Origin of the sequence: Lacticaseibacillus sp. 53-4, from assembly GCF_016861805.1 — a bacterium.
Lineage (GTDB): Bacteria > Bacillota > Bacilli > Lactobacillales > Lactobacillaceae > Lacticaseibacillus.
Genome location: NZ_BOLT01000001.1, coordinates 47327 through 65607 on the forward strand (window position 1 = coordinate 47327; position 18281 = coordinate 65607).

Annotated in this window: 21 protein-coding genes; 4 read left to right on the forward strand and 17 right to left on the reverse strand. The window is 56.2% G+C overall.

Going from position 1 to position 18281, the window contains the following annotated elements:
• Nucleotides 1-20: 20 nt before the first annotated feature.
• The 3 genes from JUF21_RS00255 to JUF21_RS00265 form a co-directional block, all read right to left on the reverse strand.
• On the reverse strand, nt 21-281 hold the full coding sequence (locus tag JUF21_RS00255; RefSeq protein WP_203623189.1) for a hypothetical protein: 261 nt from the start codon (nt 279-281) through the stop codon (nt 21-23).
• A gap of 106 nt (nt 282-387) precedes the next feature.
• On the reverse strand, nt 388-1152 hold the full coding sequence (locus tag JUF21_RS00260) for an epoxyqueuosine reductase QueH (protein WP_203662457.1): 765 nt from the start codon (nt 1150-1152) through the stop codon (nt 388-390).
• 75 nt (nt 1153-1227) lie between these two features.
• Nucleotides 1228-2085, reverse strand: a complete 858-nt coding sequence (locus tag JUF21_RS00265; protein ID WP_203623191.1) for a patatin family protein — start codon at nt 2083-2085, stop codon at nt 1228-1230.
• 179 nt (nt 2086-2264) lie between these two features.
• On the opposite strand from JUF21_RS00265, the gene JUF21_RS00270 reads away from it, so the two are divergent.
• Nucleotides 2265-2441, forward strand: coding sequence for a hypothetical protein (locus JUF21_RS00270; RefSeq protein WP_203623192.1), 177 nt, complete (start codon nt 2265-2267; stop codon nt 2439-2441).
• Nucleotides 2442-2487: 46 nt separating this feature from the next.
• Here JUF21_RS00270 and JUF21_RS00275 read toward each other — a convergent pair whose 3' ends face one another.
• The gene (locus JUF21_RS00275) at nt 2488-2943 is read right to left on the reverse strand and encodes a single-stranded DNA-binding protein (RefSeq protein ID WP_203662458.1); all 456 of its coding nucleotides are present in this window, start codon (nt 2941-2943) and stop codon (nt 2488-2490) included.
• Between the two features lie 199 nt (nt 2944-3142).
• Here JUF21_RS00275 and JUF21_RS00280 point away from each other — a divergent pair, with 199 nt between their 5' ends.
• Complete coding sequence (locus tag JUF21_RS00280; protein WP_203623194.1) at nt 3143-3817, forward strand: hypothetical protein; 675 nt, start codon at nt 3143-3145, stop codon at nt 3815-3817.
• Between the two features lie 100 nt (nt 3818-3917).
• Here the strand turns inward: JUF21_RS00280 and JUF21_RS00285 are convergent, their stop codons facing one another.
• From JUF21_RS00285 to murB, 10 genes are all read right to left on the reverse strand, one after another.
• Nucleotides 3918-4991, reverse strand: a complete 1074-nt coding sequence (locus tag JUF21_RS00285; protein ID WP_203662459.1) for a PotD/PotF family extracellular solute-binding protein — start codon at nt 4989-4991, stop codon at nt 3918-3920.
• Complete coding sequence (locus tag JUF21_RS00290; RefSeq protein ID WP_125756495.1) at nt 4975-5802, reverse strand: ABC transporter permease; 828 nt, start codon at nt 5800-5802, stop codon at nt 4975-4977. Before JUF21_RS00290 ends, JUF21_RS00285 begins: the two co-directional genes overlap by 17 nt.
• Nucleotides 5799-6617 (reverse strand): ABC transporter permease, encoded by an 819-nt coding sequence (locus tag JUF21_RS00295; protein ID WP_203623196.1) that lies wholly within the window; start codon nt 6615-6617, stop codon nt 5799-5801. The genes JUF21_RS00290 and JUF21_RS00295 overlap by 4 nt, the downstream gene beginning before the upstream one ends.
• 10 nt (nt 6618-6627) lie before the next feature.
• Nucleotides 6628-7716, reverse strand: a complete 1089-nt coding sequence (locus JUF21_RS00300; RefSeq protein ID WP_125756491.1) for an ABC transporter ATP-binding protein — start codon at nt 7714-7716, stop codon at nt 6628-6630.
• 12 nt (nt 7717-7728) lie between these two features.
• Nucleotides 7729-8268 carry a helix-turn-helix domain-containing protein gene (locus tag JUF21_RS00305; RefSeq protein WP_203662463.1) on the reverse strand — a complete coding sequence of 180 codons (540 nt, stop codon included), beginning with the start codon at nt 8266-8268 and terminating at the stop codon, nt 7729-7731.
• 207 nt (nt 8269-8475) lie between these two features.
• A complete protein-coding gene (locus tag JUF21_RS00310; protein ID WP_203662465.1) occupies nt 8476-9291 on the reverse strand; it encodes an aldo/keto reductase in 816 nt (271 codons plus the stop codon).
• An 11-nt stretch (nt 9292-9302) separates the two neighbouring features.
• A complete protein-coding gene (locus JUF21_RS00315; protein WP_203662467.1) occupies nt 9303-10478 on the reverse strand; it encodes a MalY/PatB family protein in 1176 nt (391 codons plus the stop codon).
• Entirely contained in the window at nt 10475-11338 is an 864-nt protein-coding gene (locus JUF21_RS00320; RefSeq protein ID WP_203623200.1) for a DUF3737 family protein, read from the reverse strand. Before JUF21_RS00320 ends, JUF21_RS00315 begins: the two co-directional genes overlap by 4 nt.
• 128 nt (nt 11339-11466) lie before the next feature.
• Nucleotides 11467-13572: a sodium:proton antiporter gene (locus tag JUF21_RS00325; protein WP_203662469.1), complete on the reverse strand. Its 2106-nt coding sequence runs from the start codon at nt 13570-13572 to the stop codon at nt 11467-11469.
• Between the two features lie 24 nt (nt 13573-13596).
• Nucleotides 13597-14493: a UDP-N-acetylmuramate dehydrogenase gene (gene murB / locus JUF21_RS00330; protein ID WP_203623202.1), complete on the reverse strand. Its 897-nt coding sequence runs from the start codon at nt 14491-14493 to the stop codon at nt 13597-13599.
• A 120-nt stretch (nt 14494-14613) separates the two neighbouring features.
• On the opposite strand from murB, the gene JUF21_RS00335 reads away from it, so the two are divergent.
• On the forward strand, nt 14614-15381 hold the full coding sequence (locus tag JUF21_RS00335) for an exodeoxyribonuclease III (RefSeq protein ID WP_203623203.1): 768 nt from the start codon (nt 14614-14616) through the stop codon (nt 15379-15381).
• A 1-nt stretch (nt 15382) separates the two neighbouring features.
• Complete coding sequence (locus tag JUF21_RS00340; protein WP_203662471.1) at nt 15383-15919, forward strand: 3'-5' exonuclease; 537 nt, start codon at nt 15383-15385, stop codon at nt 15917-15919.
• 52 nt (nt 15920-15971) lie between these two features.
• Here the strand turns inward: JUF21_RS00340 and tsaE are convergent, their stop codons facing one another.
• From tsaE to JUF21_RS00355, 3 genes are all read right to left on the reverse strand, one after another.
• The gene (tsaE, locus tag JUF21_RS00345) at nt 15972-16427 is read right to left on the reverse strand and encodes a tRNA (adenosine(37)-N6)-threonylcarbamoyltransferase complex ATPase subunit type 1 TsaE (RefSeq protein ID WP_203623205.1); all 456 of its coding nucleotides are present in this window, start codon (nt 16425-16427) and stop codon (nt 15972-15974) included.
• 84 nt (nt 16428-16511) lie between these two features.
• Nucleotides 16512-17489 (reverse strand): phosphate acetyltransferase, encoded by a 978-nt coding sequence (gene pta / locus JUF21_RS00350; RefSeq protein WP_203623206.1) that lies wholly within the window; start codon nt 17487-17489, stop codon nt 16512-16514.
• 86 nt (nt 17490-17575) lie between these two features.
• On the reverse strand, nt 17576-18259 hold the full coding sequence (locus JUF21_RS00355) for a uracil-DNA glycosylase (RefSeq protein ID WP_125758205.1): 684 nt from the start codon (nt 18257-18259) through the stop codon (nt 17576-17578).
• Nucleotides 18260-18281: the final 22 nt, after the last annotated feature.

Sequence of the window (18281 nt, forward strand, 5' to 3'; positions counted from 1 at the left end):
ATGAGAAGACCAGGAACCCATCACAGCAGCTGGTCAAAAGCCGCGCTGGTTGATTGAAGCGTAAATGCCTTAGGATCGAGGCCTAGCGCATGCTTCAAGCGCACTCGGAGGCTAGTCGGGCCCATATTTGAGCTGAAGCGATAACCCCCTTGATAAGGGCGTAAGTACGCAACAACTGGGTTCAACGCCAGTCGCACCTCACGATCAGGCTGCGGCTGATCAAAGCTCAGCAGGTAGTCAACCCCAATGCCGGCTGCTACCGGTGTCACTTCTTTTGCCATGGTACTCGCCTCCTCCAGACTGAATCGAATCCATCTGGCTTCAGTTTAAGCCGGTGCCTCGTCAAAAACAACTGACCGCAATCAAAAAGCCCGCAACAAGTGCGAGCTACTCAGCTTGGCGGTGAAGCCGAAATTGAATTTGCGCAAAATCATCATTCTCATGCTGAGCCACGTAGGCGGTAGCGTCGCGGTTGACCGCCTTGAGGTCAACGCCCTGCGCTTTTGCGGCGAACAAGCAGCCACAGTAGCACTGACGATAGACGTTGTACTCTCGACACATCTGAACCGACCGAGCATACCCACCGCGCTTTTTAAAATCACTGGGCAGATAAGCCACATTGTAAATGTGCTGGATCTCAAGGCCGCCCTCATTGATCCACTGCGCGTTCTTGCTTGGACTGATGGTTAAGGTACTGCCAAAATAGTCGAAATCAAGCTCCTGGGCCTTTTGCGCCACGGCATTAAGCCGGAAATTGTAGCAAACTTTGCAGCGGGCGCCGCCTTCCGGTTCATCCTTCAGTGCTTTGGTGTGGGCCAGCCAGTCGCTGGGCCGATAATCTGCGCTGATGAAATTCACGGCGTTGCCCGTCCGCTGGTTAAAGTCCGCGATAAACTGCTCCTGCACCAGTTTGCGGCGTTCGTACTCCATCCGTGGATGAATGTTGGGATTGTAATAGTAGATGGTGACGTCTGCATACTGGGTCAAGTATTCCAACGTGTATGTCGAGCAAGGGGCGCAGCACGAATGCATCAACAGCCGCGGCCGGCGATTATGCTGCTGCCAGCCTGCAATCACTTGCTGAAGAATTTTGTCAAAGTTGATTTTCTGGTCTTTCTCAAACTGGCTGGTGATCTCATCGTATTCCAGCATGCGCACCCCTCCTTGGCTTTTCTTCAGTATATAAAAGCGGTGCGACTAGCACAAGCGGTCATCTCAAACCGCCCATCAGGCAAGCTCTAAGTAGTCCCGCATGGCTGGCAAGGCGGCAGCCGCCTCACTCACACCAGTTTGATAAAGCGCGGCCAGCTTGTTGACATCGTGCTCCAACCGACCCACTGTCACCGGCTGCTTGGGGGCAATCACAAATACTTGCCCGGTTTTCTCCTGAGCTTCCAAGGCCTCAGCTTGCCGATTGTACATCTCCGGGCGGCCGATCGCGGTTTGCACAAACGTTGGGTGCGCCGCAAAGCTGCGGTGATACGCCCGCCGCAGGACCGCACTGGTTGGCGACTTGCGATAGGCACGCTCCCGGGTCCGAATCACCACGACCTTGTCGTAGCCGCGCTGCTGCGCGTACTCAAACGGGATCGAATCCGCAATGCCGCCGTCTAGACACGGACCAGCGCTGGTAAAGGCCGCGGCCGAAATGAACGGCATTGCGGCGCTGGCTTTGAGATCCGCCACCATGTCTCGCCCTTGCGGATGACGGAAGTACACGGCGTGGCCCTGCTCGATCGACGTCGCCACCACGACAAACTCGCTGGGGGAAGTGCGGTAAGTCCGGTCGTCGAAGTCCTCCCACTCCCCACCGTGCTCAGCAAAAAGGTAATCCAGATTGATGATGTCCTGGCGGTGCAAGGCTCGGCTGACCGAGATGTAGTTTTTGTCGGTGCGATACTTGGTGTTGATCGCGTTGGTCCGGCCAATCTGCTCGGACAGGTAGTTCGTCCCACACAGTGCGCCGGCCGAGACCCCGACCACCAGCTCAAAACGAATCTCATGCGTCAAAAAGGTGTCAAGCACCCCGGCTGTATACTGCCCCCGCAGCGCCCCGCCTTCAAGAACCAATGCTGCTTTGTACATGCGACCGTCTCCTTTACTGCGCCCTACCTAATGATGCGGCGCCGTCCTCCACTAAACTCGGTTTGGCGTTCAGTATAAGGGAGAAACCAGGATTGCACAAGCCAGCTGACACCCGCAAGACGATTAATCCTGGGCGCTTTACCGACGCTTGTGGCATAATGTCCTCAGGAGATGAGAGTATGCCATTAGAACACCCGACCCAGTTTTTCCCCACCTGCCGCGATGAGGCAATTGCATTGGAGTGGCTCCGCCAGCAAGACCTGCGCGATAAATCGCCGGAGGACGTCGCCTTACTGTACGATACCGCGCTCAAAGGCGTTCAACGAAAAAACGCCGCACTGCACAATCAGAAGTAATTTTCGCCAGAAAAGCGCCTGTTAAAGGCGCTTTTCTTGTCCCACTTTAAAAAGGCAGATCCTCCTGCGGAACTGTGACGTCGGGTTTGGCTGGATCAAACGGATCGGCTTGCGTGAAGCTCACGGCCCCGGTGCTTGCACCGGACGCCTGGGCCTTTTGACTCTGCCTAAATTCGTAGACCTTGCGAGATTCAAGAAAAATCAGGTTTTGGACGACCACTTCCAATTCCGTTCGGCGCTGCCCCTCCCCGCTTTCGTGCGAGAAGGACTGCAGTCGGCCCTCAATGCCCAGCAAGGCACCCTTATGCAGATAGTTGGCCATGAGTTCCGCCCGTTTGTCCCAGGCGATGGCGCGAATAAAATCGGCGGCCCGATTGCCTTGTTCATCTCTTGTGCCGCGGGCGACTGCCAGCGTAAACAAGCCAAAAGTCAGGCCACTGGAAGTTTTCTTCAGCTCAACTTCTCGCACCAAGTGACCGGTCAAAGACACGTGATTAAGCATGATTCATTCCTCCGTTCTGTTAATGGCCAACCCGCTTTCGTTGGTCTGTGCATACATTCCGCAAAAAACGACCGCCTGCCCGAATTTTCAACGACGAATGAGTAAAAGCTTCCAGATCAATTGAGCACGTGCTAATATAAGGCATGCCATTAACCACTGATACCAGTGCCGTTTGAGCGCTGGAAAAGGGGGAAAAACCATGTCAGCCATTAGACTGCCGCTTATCGTGAGCGGCTTGATCATCATTTTGGTCTCGATTGGCTTTTTTCTTGCGCGCCGGGGCCGGTGGCTCTCTCGATTCACTGTAGCGGCTGGGTTGTTTCTAGTCGCGATTGGCCTCATTATGCCCAACTTGCCGGGTCAATTTGCAAACCGCCGAGCTGACCCCAAGCAAAGCGCCTCTTCCTCAAAGAACACTGAGCAAACAACCAGCACTCATCCGGCGCGCCACCGCACAGCCGGCCTACCCACGGATGCGAAGACTCTGGCTGCGGTGAACATGACCCTCGCCGAACAGTTGAAGTTGTTCCAGGGTCAATCACGAGGCACGCTCGACGCCAGCGGTCACGCGGTTCAAACCGGCACACCGGACCACTCGTACGACTGGTCCTTGTATCTGAAAAGCGTGACTCTGACCCGTGAGCAAGAGATCGTTGCCCAGGCGGATAACTTCAAAGTTTCCGCCCTCGTCGCAGAATCGCGCAAAGAACTCGCTGGTCACGCGCAAGAAATGGCCTTGGCCGCACTGGCTAAGCAAAAGCGCCTCACCAATCACATTCGCGACCGCGGCATTTACGTGGCACTGTACGGGGATAAAACCATCGTGGCCCACTCTCAGACAGCGGATTATAAGCAGTTTGAGGTCGCTAAGTGAGCAAATCGTAAGCTACTTCTCAACCGCCAACAACAACAAAACACGAGCCGGAAGTTCGCTTTGATGCGATTTCCTGCTCGTGTTTTGTTAGTCTGTTCGCCTATTTTCGGTACATCTTAAATTCCAAGTACAAATCGTTGTAGAGACCAACCGTCTTAGGATCCAGGTCCTTGTATACTTCAGACCGTTTGATCACGGTCGGGTCCGGGTAGAACTGCTTGTCGTTGCGCACTGACTTTGGCAGCAGCCTCAAGGCCGCGGTATTCGGGGTCGAATAACCGACGTACTCGGCATTTTGGGCCGCGTTCTTCGGGTCGGTGATGAAGTTGAGGAAGGCGTAAATTGCCTTGTAATGCTTGGCCGTCTTAGGAATCACCAAGTTATCAAACCAGAGGTTAGACCCTTCACTCGGCACGATGTAGTGAAGGTGCGAGTTGTTGGCCATCATATCCGCCGCCTCACCGGACCAGTCGACCGCCAGCTCGGATTCATCGGCCGCCATGTACATCTTAATTTCATCGGCGACCACGGCCTTCACATTCGGTGACATTTGATCCAGCTTGGCCTTGGCCAAAGCCAGCGTGTTGGGGTCGGTAGTGTTCATCGACTTGCCCATCGACCGCAGCGAAAAGCCCATAATGTCACGCGCTGAATCGATCAGCATGATGTTGTCCTTAAATTTCGGGGACCACAGGTCATTCCAATGCTGGACCTCATCGGCAGAAACGTATTTGTCATTGTAGATGATCCCCAGCGTGCCCCAGAAATAGGGCAGTGAGTACTTGTTGCCGGGATCAAACGAGCGATTCATGTACAGCGAGCCGTAATTGTTCAGCCCGTGTAGCTTGCTTTTATCCAGCGGCACCAGCATCTTCGCCCGGGCCATTTTTTCGACCATGTATTCAGAAGGGACGGTCAGATCATAGGACGTCCCGCCCTGCTGAATTTTGGTGTACATGGCTTCGTTGGAATCAAAAGTCTCCAGGTTGACATGGTAACCGGACTCTTTTTCAAACTTTTTGACCAGCGCAGGGTCGATGTAATCCCCCCAGTTGGCCAGATTCAGCGTGTTGTCGCCGGTCGCCCCCTGCGCTTTTTGCAGGGAGTTGCTCCAGACGGCAAGCCCGATGACGGCGGCCAAAATGACCGCGGCCATACTAATGAGTCGTTTCATTGAGCGCCGCCCCCTTTGCTTTCAACTTGGCCTTGTGGGACGCACTGCCGCGCTGGATGAAGTAGTACCCGACCACCAGCACCAGCGAGAAAATAAACATCACGCCGGACAGTGCGTTGATCTCCAGGCTGATCCCCTGCCGCGCGCGGGCGTATATCTCGACAGACAGGGTCTCAAACCCGTTGCCGGTGACAAAGAAGGTCACGGCAAAATCGTCCAGGGAGTAGGTGAAGGCCATGAAGAACCCAGACAGGATCCCCGGCGTGATGAACGGCATGATGACCCGCGTCAGCGTCTGCGTGTTTGTCGAGCCCAGATCCCGCGCCGCGTCCAGCAGTGAGGGGCTCATTTCAGACAGCCGCGGCAGCACCATCAGCACCACGATCGGAATTGAAAACGCGATGTGACTCAGCAGCACGGACAAGAACCCGAGCGGCACGTGAAGCGCCGTGAAGAAAATCAGAAAACTGGCACCGATAATGACATCAGGAGACACCATCAGGATGTTGTTCAAAGACAGGATTGAATTTTTCAACACAGGCTTGGTGGTGCGGCTAATGGCCAGCGCCCCCAGCGTTCCCACGATGGTCGCGATCAAGCTGGACAGCAGCGCCAGCATCAGGGTATCGACCACGATCTGAATCATGCGGGTATCCGCGAACAGCTCGCTGTAATGCGCCCAAGTGAAACCGCGGAAGTTGCTCATGGTGTCCCCTTTGGAGAAGCTGTAGATGATCAGGTAAGCGATGGGCACGTACAACATGATAAACACAAAAATCAGGTAGAGATTCGACCATTTCCACTTTTTCATGCTTGCCGTCCTCCCTTCTTCTTCCGCTCACCGGTCAGGAACATGATGATGACCATGGCGACAATGAGCACAACGCCGATGGTTGAGCCCATCCCCCAATTCATCGTCGTCAGGAAGTGCTCCTCGATTGCCGTCCCCAAGGTGATGACCCGGTTGCCGCCAATCAGACGTGTCAGCATGAAGAGGCTCAAGCTGGGAATGAACACCGCCTGCACACCAGCCTTGACCCCGCTCATGGTCAAAGGCAAAATCACGCGGGTAAACGACTGCCACCACTTGGCACCAAGGTCGCGGCTGGCATTGACCAGCCCCTCGTTGAGCTCCTCAATGCCGTTGAAAATCGGCAGGATCATAAACGGAATCTCGATGTAGCTGGCCACGAAAATGAACGAAAAGTCGGTGAACAGGAACTGGTGCGGCCCCAGCCCCATCATCCGCAGGAACGTGTTGATCCCGCCGTCCTGACTGAAGATGCCGATAAAGGCGTAGGCCTTCAGCAGCAGATTGATCCAGGTCGGCAAGATGATCAGCAGCAGCCACAGTTCCTTGTGCTTGGCGTAATGCAACAGGTACGCCGCCGGGTACGAGATCAAAAGCGTCACGGCCGTGATCAAAAAAGCGTACCAGACCGAGTTGATGGTCATCATGATGTATGTCCCGGACTGAAAATAGGTGGCGTAATTGCTCAGGGTGAACTGACCTTCAATGTTGAAGAAGGATTGGTAGACGATCAGCACCATCGGCGCAATCACGAACAGGACGATCCAGAGGATGTACGGCACGTAAAAGGCCAGGTTTTGCGTTGATTTTTTCATCGCCGGCCTCCTATTCGCCTTCGTAGCTTTCCAGCCGCGCGTCAAAGTCCTCTTCGGATTCGTTCAGCCGCATGACATGGATGTCTTCCGGATCAAAAGTCAAATCGACACGATCGCCATCCTTGGCCGGGTTCGTCGAGTGAATCAGCCATTCGTTCTTCGCGTCGTCGTAAGCCACAATTTCGTAATAGTCGCCGCGGAACAGCTGGGTGTCGACGTCAACGGTCACCTTGCCAGCGCCAACCGCAGTGATGTCCAGATCCTCAGGCCGCAGCACGACCTCAACCGATTCATTCGCCCGCATCCCCGCATCGGCACACTCGAACTGCTTGCCGTTAAACTCGACCAGGTAATCCTGGACCATGTGGCCCGACACAATGTTTGATTCGCCGATGAAATCCGCGACGAAATGGTTGACCGGCTCATCATAGATATCGACCGGCGTACCGGATTGCTGGACCTCACCATCGTTCATCACAAAAATCTCGTCGGACAGGGCCAGCGCCTCTTCCTGATCATGGGTGACAAACAGGAAGGTAATGCCGAGGCGCTGCTGCAGTTCGCGCAGTTCGTACTGCATGTCCTTGCGCAGCTTAGCGTCAAGGGCCGACAGCGGCTCGTCCAAGAGCAGCACCTCAGGCTCCAGCACAATTGCCCGCGCGATGGCAACGCGCTGCTGCTGCCCGCCTGAAAGCTCAGCGATTTCACGGTCGGCCAGGCCCTCCAGGCGCACCATCTTCAGCGCATCCTCCACTCGGGTTTTGATTTCACCCTTCGTGTGCTTTTGAATGCGCAGCCCGAACGCAACATTTTCAAAAACGTTCAGGTGCGGAAACAACGCGTAGTCCTGGAAGACAGTGTTGACCTTGCGCTCATTGGCGGGAATGTCGTTGATGCGCTTGCCGTCAAAGAGCACGTCGCCAGAGGTCGGGTCAAGAAAGCCCGCAATGGCGCGCAAAATTGTCGTCTTGCCAGAGCCGCTGGGGCCAAGCAGCGTGTAAAACTTGCCCTGCTCGATTTCAATGTTGATGTCCTTTAGTACGGTCGTGTCCCCATAAACCTTGCTGACATGCTTCAATTCGATGATCGTTTTGCTCAATTTTCACTCCCCCTATAAGTAAGACGCCGTTGCCACCAGCAAAATCACACTTTTACCGCGGGCGGCATTCACAATGCGATGCTGCTGCGTCGCGTGAAAATAAATCGTCTCCCCACGCTTGGCCAGGTAGGTGGCACTGCCGAGCTCCAGCTTCACGCGCCCTGACACGACATAGATGAAGGTCTCCGCCGGTGACGGTTCGAAAGTCTTAAATTCACCGCCAGCCTCGAAGGTGATGTGAACCGGCTCCATTTCATTCTCGTTGGATTCCGGCACCAGCCAGCGCAGCTGATAGCCGCGTTCTTCATCCACGTATTCGGTTTGATCCGCCACGGCGTAAACTAGCTGCTGGTTTTGATCCTCGGTGAAAAACTGCGCCGGCGTCTGGCCCAGCACATTCAAAATATCAAAGAACGTCTCCATCGACGGTGAGGACTGGTCGTGTTCCAGCTGTGAGATGTAGCCCTTCGTCAAATCGGTGCGTTCCCCCAACTCCTCTTGAGTCAGGTTTTTCTGGATCCTCAAATCACGGATTTTCTGTCCTATGTCCATTCGGCCACCCCCAGCGTCGGTTTTGTCCAACTAAACCATAAGTTTAGTACGCTTTGCCTATTATACCGGGTCAGGAGCCGAATTCAAGAAAAAAGCCCCACGTTTTCATTACAGTTCGTTAACAAGCAGATGAGTGGTACGCATTTTCGTTCGCGCCAAAAAAAGCCGTCACCCAAAGGCAACGGCGTAAAACAGATCAACCCTTTATTATTCTTCTTCCAGCCGGTTGAGCTTGTCCATATCCTTATCGCTAATGGTGAAGTCCAACTGGGCGTTGCTTTCAGCGTGGAACCGGTGTGTCGCCTTAGGCAGCGGCAAAACCCCATTTTGCAGGCAGAACTTAACGGCCAGCTGCGCAATCGAGACGTTGTACTGCTCAGCAATGGCCGTCAGATCAGGGTCTTGCAGCAGGCGGCCGGTGGCAAGTGGCGAGTAGGCCTCGACCAGCAAACCGTTGTCTTTGGCAAACTTGGTGATGGGGTTTTCAGTGTAGCCAACATGGTACTGAATCTGGTTGACCATCGGCTTGACGGTGGCCCCGTCAAAGATATTTTTCATCTCTGGGACGCCGAAGTTTGAGATCCCAATAGCCTTGGCTTGGCCGCTTTGATAAATCTCTTCCATGGCCTTCCAGACGTCCTTGTTTTCCTTGTCGTAGTTCCCACGCTTGGCCCATGGCCACGGTGCGTGGATCAGGTACAAGTCAACGTAATCAAGGCCCAGGTTCTTGAGTGAAGTCTCAAAATCCTGCTTGGCGCCCTCGTAAGTCTTGGTCTCAGCCGGCAGCTTGGTGGTCACAAAGATCTGATCGCGGGGAATGCCGGAGTAGCTGATGGCCGCCCCAACGCCTTCCTCGTTGTGATAGGCCAGCGCCGTGTCGATGTGGCGATAGCCAAGCGACAATGCGTTATAGACTGCCTCTTGGGCCTCGGCCTGGGGAATCTGCCACGTGCCAAAGCCAACTTTGGGAATCTTAACGCCATTTGCCAACTCATAGGTTTCTGTCAAAATCGAAGATGCCATTGTAATGCCTCCTATAGATTTTGTTCCTCAAATAAATGCACACCCTTGGCCAGGCGTTGCAGTCCATCGGTGAGCTGCGCCTTGGGACAGGCGATGTTCATGCGAATGAACTGCGCGCCATTGACGCGGTACTCGCTGCCGGCCGAGAGAATCAACCCGGTTTGCTCACGCAGGAATTGGCAGAAGGTCTCACTGTCCGCGTGCAGCGCCGAGATGTCGAGCCACAGCAGATACGTCGCATTCTCAAACGCCGGTTTCACGGCAGGCAGCGACGACTGCAGAACGTCTTGGACCTGCCGCCGGTTGGCCAGCAGTGTCGCCTTCAAATCCGCCAGCCAAGCCGCGCCTTGGGTGTAGGCCGCGATGCTGGCCGGCAGCGACAGTAGGTTAGGCTCGGCCAGCTCATCGTTATTGAGGGCCCGAGTGACCGACTCGCGCAGCGCCTTTCCCGGCACGATCACGGTCGCCGCATGCAGTGCCGCCACATTAAACGTCTTAGACGGTGACACACAAATCACCGCGTTGTTGCGCAGCCGCTCTGGCAGGGCAAACACCGGCGTGTAAGCGGGGGCGCCGAAGACGAGGTCCCCGTGGATCTCGTCTGAAAGCAAGACCACGTGGTGCTTCAAGCAAAGCTCCGCGATCCGCGTCAACGTCGCCTTTGACCAGGCTTTGCCGACCGGGTTGTGCGGGTTGCACAGAATCATCAGGGTACTGAGCGGATCGGCGAGCTTTTGCTCTAAGTCTTCAAAATCGATGTGGTAGGTGCCGGCGGCCTGGTCGTACACCAGATCCGACGACAGCGTGTGGCGCCCATTGTTTTCAATCGAGTGGTAGAACATGTTGTACACCGGCGCCTGGACCACCACGTTGTCCCCGGGATGCGAAACTCGCCGCACCACTGAGGACACCGCTGGGATCACGCCGGTGCAATACAGCATCCAAGCCGGGTCAGGCCGCGCGCCGTGCTGACTTTCATACCAGTCGGCCACGGCGGTGAAATACGCCGCGGGCGGCTCCTCGTACCCGAACACGCCAAACTGCACTTTCTGCTGCATTGCGGCAATAATGGCCGGTGCGGTCTTGAAGTCCATGTCAGCGATCCACATCGGCAGCTCACCGGGTTTTACCGCCCACTTGATCGAGTCGGTCCCAGTGCGATCGATCAGCTGGTCAAACTCGCTCATGCTTGCACCACCTTTGGCTGATTGTCAGTGCTGATCTCGGTTTTGGCCGGGTCGATCTTGGTCGGATCCAAAATCAGGGTACCAATTGCCTTGGCCCGGATCTTGCCGGAGATTGGATTCTTCACGCTGCGAATCGGCGTCGTCACCTCGGCATCGATGTTGGTGCAGTACTCAAAGGCCAGGTCGGTTTCCATCATCCGACAGTTTTTGAGCGTCAGGTCATCGCTGTAGCAGAGGCCCTGGTCGCTGGCGATCGTGCAATTGATCAGGGTCAGGTGCTTCGTGTTCCAGGCCAGGTACTCGCCGGAAATCACGGAATCAAAAATCACCACATGATCGCAGTTCCAGAACGCATCCTTAGTGACAAAAGTGGAGTTGTGCACCTCGACGTACTTGCAGCCGTCGAAGGCGTAATTACCCACCAAGTTCAGGTGATCAACGTAGATGTTCTCACTGTCTTTGGCAAAATAATCGCCGGTCACGTTCACATTTTCGATTGCGATGTCCGAGCAGGACCAAAGCGTCTCCTGGGCATCAGCGAAGAAATCGTTTTGCAGGGTAATGTGATGCGCGCGCCGAAACAGCTTCGGCGCCTGAAAACTGCAATTGCGCAGCGAAATATCGTCAGTGTACCAGATGCCGCTGCGACTCATCGTCTCAAAAATGGTATTGATCACATCGACGTGCTTGCTGTACCAAAGCGGATACTTCCACGTGAAGGTGCTATCCCGCAGCGTGATGTCGCGGCTTTCCTTCAGCGGTGACTCGCCTTCGCCAAAGGTCGTGCGGATGATGCGCGCGTCGTGCTTGCCAAACAACGGCCGCTCGCCATCAAAGAATTGATCCTGAATGGTTTCCATTATGTCCTCCCTCACTGGCGGCCGCTTGAGAACAAAAAGCAGGCAGCCAGAGGCTCCCTGCAAAACGAACAAGTCACGCGGGAACCCGCTTACTTGTCCATTCTATCATTTATTGACCCAACGGGATGCTACTCGGCGGCCGCCAAGTTTGCGGCATTCTCCGTGTAGTTCACGGTTTGAGACAGGTGCTGCGCCATGGCGACATTGATGTAACCCTGCTCCAGCAAGTCGTGAATCGCCGCGCGCTCCGCCGCAAGCGCCAGCGTCCGCAGCCGGTTCATCTCATCCTCGTACTGCAGGGACTTGTGGGTCCCTTTGGCCTTGGCTTTAGCGGTCGCGATGCGATTGCGGTACTGAACAATCAGGGCGTAAATCACCTGCCGGTTAAACTGCCGGGCGCGGTGCTCGGGTTCCTTCAAGTAATTGCTGAGCGTCTTCAGCCCACCCTTGGCAATTTCTTTTTCGACCAACAACCGCTCCTCATTCACTGGTTGCCCCAGCCGGTCTGCCGCCACCTTATGCCACCAGTGCGGCACTGCCGCCTTAGCCCGATCCAAAAAGTCCGTCAGGTTCAGGTGGCCGTGGTTTTGCGCCATCGCGGCCAGGGAGCGCGCCCGCGTGTGCAGGCGGCGTTTAGTCTTTTGATACAGGCGGTCACTCACTTTGTCCGCCTCATACAAGGTTTCAAGCGCGGCCAGCTCCCCGGCCACGCCGACTGCGCGCAGATCGATCTCATCCTGGACAAACGGCGGCAAATCATCACTGTCGTCCTCCTGAAGGTCAAGCCGGCGCAGCAAGTGTTGGTACTCATCAATCAAATCAAGCGCCGGTTTTTGATTCTGTTCTCGCCGCTCACTTTCCAGCTTCCGCACCGCCGTTTGGTACAAGACCCGCTGAGCCTGAGCGTGGGTTAGTAGCCGCACATCATGCGGCGCGACGGCCGCTGCAGGGTCGCCATCTTCGGTTGCCGAGCCGCGCAGCTTCAGCGGCGCCCGGTTGTTAGTCATCAAAGGCAGGCCCACAGTCGCCACGATCATCGACAAGACAATGTACCCGGCCGCAATGAAGAGCATCAAGGAACGCTCCGGAAACGGTGCACCACTGGGCAGCATCACCGGAACGGCCAGCACCCCGACCAGAGAAATCGCCCCGCGCACCCCCGAGATTCCATTTAACAGCGCCAAATACGCGCTGGGATGAGCAGCGGTCGGCTTGTGCCAGGCACTCACCCACATGTAGCCATAGGTCCAGAGAACCCGAATGGCAAGCATGACCAGATAGACCAGCACCATATCCAGCAGCGCCTGCCAGGTCGAAACCGCCCGACTTTCAATCGTCGCGTGCATCGCGACTGGCAATTCCAACCCCAGCAAAATGAAAATCAGGCCGTTTAGGACATACACCACAATGTCCCAGGTTTTCTCCGTCACTATGCGCAACTCGGGCAAGGCGGAAACAAACCGGTTGCCCGAGGCGTTCGTCAACAGCCCAGCCACCACCACGGCAATCACACCAGAGGCCCCGATGACTTCATCGACCAACAGGTAAATCAAAAACGGCGTGATCAGCTGGAGCACCGCATGCAGGATGGTATCGTTGATGCCCTGCTGAAGCAGCCACAACCGCACTAAGTTGATGATGCCCATGAGCAGCGCCCCGGCCAGCGCCCCCACCAGTGCGATATAGAGGAAGTCGCCGATGGCCTGAGTCCAAATGAAGGCACCAGTCATAACCGCCGCGATGCCATACTTGAAGCCAATCAGCCCACTGGCGTCATTGATCAGACTTTCGCCCGCGATCAGGTGCATCAGTCCCGCCGGTAAGTGGACCCGGCTGGCTAGCGACTGCACCGCCACCGGATCCGTGGGCGCCATGATCGCCGCCAGCGCGAAACTAGCCGCCAGCGGCATGGCCGGCACAAGCCAGTGCAGGAAAAAGCCGCCGAGAAAGGTGATCACAAAGACCAGAAAAATGGCGTTACCGACAATGGCCCCGCGCAGCTGCCACAGCTCCCGTTTGGGAAATCGCCGCCCATCGTTGTACAGCAGCGGCGCTGTGAACAACAGCATGAACCAGTCGGTCTGCATGTCGAGACTGAGCTTAAAAAATAGTGCTGCACCCAGGCCCAATGCTGCCTGAATGAGCGAAACCGGCACGGCCACCAGGTAATGACTGATCACATTTGAGAGAATCACCAACGAAATGAGCAACAAGACCGCTTCGACCAACTGCATGCTGCTCACCTCCTTCGTGTCGTTTTATAATGTCTGTTCAGTCCCCATGATACGGACCTCAGGCTCCAGCTGAACGCCGAATTTTGCCAACACATTCTTTTGCACGTAGCGGATCATCGCCATGTAGTCGGTCGCCGTCGCGTGGTTAATGTTCACAATGAACCCGGCGTGCTTCATCGAGATCTGCGCGCCGCCGATCTTATGGCCCTGCAAACCCGCCTGCTGAATCATCGGCCCCACGTAGTGCCCGACCGGCCGCTTAAACACTGAGCCGCAAGACGGGTACTCCAGCGGCTGCTTGCTGGCGCGGCGCGCGTTCAACTTATCCATGCGCGCACGAATGTCGGGCTTGGGCGCAGGCGTCATCTGAAAAGTGGCCTCCAGCACCACGTCCCCAGTGTCCTGCACCAGGCTGTGCCGGTAGCTGAACGCCATGGCCGCGTTGTCATAATGCTTCAATTCGCCAGCCTTGGTCAACACGGTGGCCGCCGTCAGAATATCCTTGATCTCCCCACCATAGGCGCCGGCGTTCATGTAAACGGCACCGCCGATGCTGCCAGGGATCCCGCACGCAAATTCGAAATCCGAAAGCCCCGCGCGATACGCCGCCTCAGTCGTGTCGATTAACCGCGCACCGGCTTGGGCAGTCACCTGATCGCCGGAAACCGTGATCTGATCCATCTGCGTGAGGATCAGGGTCAGCCCACGGATGCCGCCGTCACGCACGATCAGGTTTGAGGCGTTACCGATCACTGTGATCGGCAGGCCTTGGTCATCGGCGTACTGCACCAGCGCTGCCACTTCCTCAACCGTGCGCGGGAAGGCCAACTGGTCTGCCGGGCCCCCGGTGCGGGTAAACGTATATTTACTGAGTGGTTCATTTTTTAAAATCGTGATGCCATCGATTACGGCTGCAGTCATGATCTGCCTCCCAAGATTAAATTACGGTCTAATTTTAACATAGATGCCGGTTCGCCAGCGGTTTGAGGCGAGCTGGTTTTTCTTATATACTGGAGGCAATACGAACGGAGGCAGCACACGATGAAAATGATCTCATGGAACGTCAACGGCTTGCGGGCCGTCTTAAAGCATGATTTTATGACGACCTTTAACTCGCTGGACGCAGACTGGTTCTGCATCCAGGAAACCAAAATGCAGGCGGGTCAGGCGACGCTCGAGCTGCCAGGTTATCACCAGTACTTTAACTACGCCGAGCGCAAAGGCTATTCTGGCACCGCCATTTTTACCAGGCATGAACCAATTCACGTGACTTACGAAATCGGTGTGCCCGAATTCGACGATGAAGGCCGCGTCATCACGCTGGAATACCCGCAATTCTACCTGATCACGGTGTACACGCCCAACTCCGGCAGTGAGCTGAAGCGGCTCGCCTACCGGCAGGCCTGGGATAAGGCTTTTCTGACCTACACCCAGACCTTGGCCGAAAAAAAACCGCTGGTCTACTGCGGCGACCTCAACGTCGCGCATCATGAAATCGACCTCAAAAACCCCACTTCCAATCACCACAATGCAGGGTTCACCGATGAGGAGCGTGCGGACTTCACCACGCAGCTGGCCGCCGGGTTCACGGACTCGTTCCGCCACTTCTACCCCGACCAAACCGAGGCCTACTCATGGTGGAGCTACCGGTTCAATGCCCGTTCGCGCAACGCCGGCTGGCGCATTGATTATTTCGTGGGCAGCGACGGGTTCGTCCCGTTCATGAAGGACGCCAAGATTCACAACGAAATCATGGGCTCGGACCACTGCCCGGTTGAGCTGCAAACCACAGACCTAATAGGAGACTAAAATGGATTTTATTGCGATGGATTTTGAAACCGCGAACCGCCAGCGGGCCAGTGCCTGCTCGCTCGCGCTTGTCGTGGTGCGCAACGATCGGGTGGTCGACTCCTTCTACACGCTGATCGATCCGGAAGGCCCCTTTGAGCCGCAAAACGTCCGCATTCACGGCATCACCGCCGCCCAAGTCAAAGGCCAGCCCACCTTTCCAGCGGTCTGGCCGCACATCCAAAGCTTTTTCACCGCCGATCAGCTGGTGACGGCACACAACTCGCCGTTTGATGTTTCCGTTCTGCGGCGGACACTTGAGCGCTACGACCTCGCGGTGCCTCAGTACCAAGTGATCGACACCGCTCGCACGTCAAAAAAACTGATGCCCGACTTGCCCAACCATCGCTTGGATACGGTCAGCGCGGCGCTTCACATCCCGCTGGTCCACCACCACAACGCTTTGCAGGACAGCTACGCCTGCGCCCGGATCCTGATCGCCCAGGAACAGCGCTTTGGTCAGGCAGCGCTCGCGCCCATGCTGAAAATGACCGCATAACCGAAAACATCCCGTCAGGCTTTGACCTGGCGGGATGTTTTAGTGACCTTGCTCATTTTGTTGGCAGGGCCGCAAGCAGGGCCTGCGCCCGCGCGCCAACCGCTTCAAAAGTCAGCGTGCGCTTGTTATCGTCAACTTCATCCTTGAGAAAGTGAATCAGCAGATACGCATCAGGCATCGCTTCACCAAGATAATCAGGCCACTCGACCACCGAGACACCATCGCCTTCAAAGTATTCTTCTAGGCCCAAGTCGCCTGCCCCGCCGCCCTCAAGGCGGTATAAGTCCATGTGATAGAGCGGCAGGCGGCCATCTGGGTATTCGCGGATCAGCGTAAAGGTGGGACTTTTAATGTAATCGGTGATCCCCAGCCCGCGGGCCAGGCCCTTGGTGAAGCTGGTTTTCCCGGCACCCAGATCCCCGTCCAACAGCAGAATGTCCCCGGCCTGAAGCTTCGGCGCCACCGCCGCCGCAAACGCCTGCAGCGCGGTTTCGTCCTTGAATTCCATCTCTGTGCCTCCTTCAACGCAAAAGCGCCGGGCAATTGCACCGGCGCTTTTGTGACGGTCCAAACTGAGACCATTTTACCATAATCAGTCGATCAGGTTTTGGGCTGCCGTGATCAGCGCGACCTTGTAAACATCTTCCTCGTTGGCGCCGCGGGACAAATCGGAAACCGGTTTGTTCAAGCCCTGCAGGATTGGGCCGATGGCTTCGAAGTTGCCAAGCCGCTGGGCGATCTTGTAGCCGATGTTGCCGGACTGCAGGTCCGGGAAAATGAAGACATTGGCATTGCCTGCCACCTTGGACTCCGGGGCCTTCAGCTTCGCGACGGTCGGCACAAACGCGGCGTCAAACTGAAGCTCGCCATCAAGCGCCAGATCTGGGGCCAACTTCTGAGCCAAGGCCGTGGCTTCAACCACTTTGTCGACCTGCGGCGCCTTGGCGGAGCCTTTGGTGGAGAAGCTCAGCATCGCCACTTTGGGATCAATATCGAATAACTTGGCCGTTTTCGCCGACTCGACGGCGATCTCTGCCAGGGTCTGAGCGTCAGGATCGATGTTGATCGCGTTGTCCGCGAACAGGTAACGCTCGTCGCGCCCGCGCTGCATAATAAACGCGCCTGACGTCCGCGACACCCCTGGCCGGGTCTTGATGATCTGAAGCGCCGGGCGCACGGTATCAGCGGTTGAATGAACCGCACCGGAAACCATGCCGTCTGCTTTGCCCATGTACACCAGCATGGTGCCAAAGTAATTCGGGTCCTTGACCATGGCCTCGGCCTGTTCTTCAGTGGCCTTCCCGTTGCGGCGTTCAAAGAAGGCTTTTGCCATCTCTGGGAGCAGCGCATCGGTTTGCGGATCGCGGATGGTTAGCTTTGCCAAGTTGAAGCCTTTGTCCTTCGCCACTGCCTCGACTGCGCTTTGCTCACCAAGGACGATCGGCTGAATCAGCCCATCTGAAGCAAGCCGCACCGCCGCACCAAGAATGCGGGGGTCAGTGCCTTCAGGGAAAACAATGCTGTAGTTTTTGCCAGTGACTTTCTGCTCCAAGCTCTGAATTAAGTCCAAAATGATCCCTCCATTAATTGCTTTGTTAGCGCATACAATGTTCATGCTCTATCATAGCAATGATTCGCGCAAACCGCACTGAAAATTTACTGCGCCGGGAGCTCTGGCAGCTGCCAGTTGATGGGTGCTTCGCCCATTTTGGTCAGCAGGGCATTGGTGCGCGAAAACGGTCGGCTGCCAAAAAAACCGCGGTAAGCGGACAACGGGCTCGGGTGCGGCGACTCGACCACCGCGTTTTTACTGAGGTCGATCAGCTGCTTCTTGGCCCGCGCTGAGCTGCCCCACAGGATAAACACCACGCCCCCGCGGTCGGACAACGCCGCGATGGCCGCGTCGGTCAGCGTTTCCCAGCCTTGTCCCCGATGCGAATTAGCCTGGCCCGCCCGGACGGTCAGCACCGCGTTGAGCAGCAGCACCCCTTGCGTGGCCCAGCTTTTGAGGTAGCCGTGGCGCACCGGTGGGTACCCGAGATCATCCTGCAGCTCCTTATAAATATTCTGCAAAGACGGCGGCAGTGGGACCCCCGGGGCAACCGCAAAGCTGGCGCCCACCGCCTGATTGGGCCCATGGTAGGGGTCCTGCCCGAGTATGACCACCTTGACTTGATCAAACGGCGTCCATTCAAACGCCTGGAAGATGTGGTGCATCTCTGGGTAAATTGTCTGGGTCTGATACTCTTGCTTGAGAAACTGGTGCAACCGCGCGTACTCCGGCCCTTCAAACACCGGGGCAAGCACCGTCTGCCAGTCGTTGTGAATGAGTGTTTTCATTGCTAGCCTCCCCGTCTAGTGT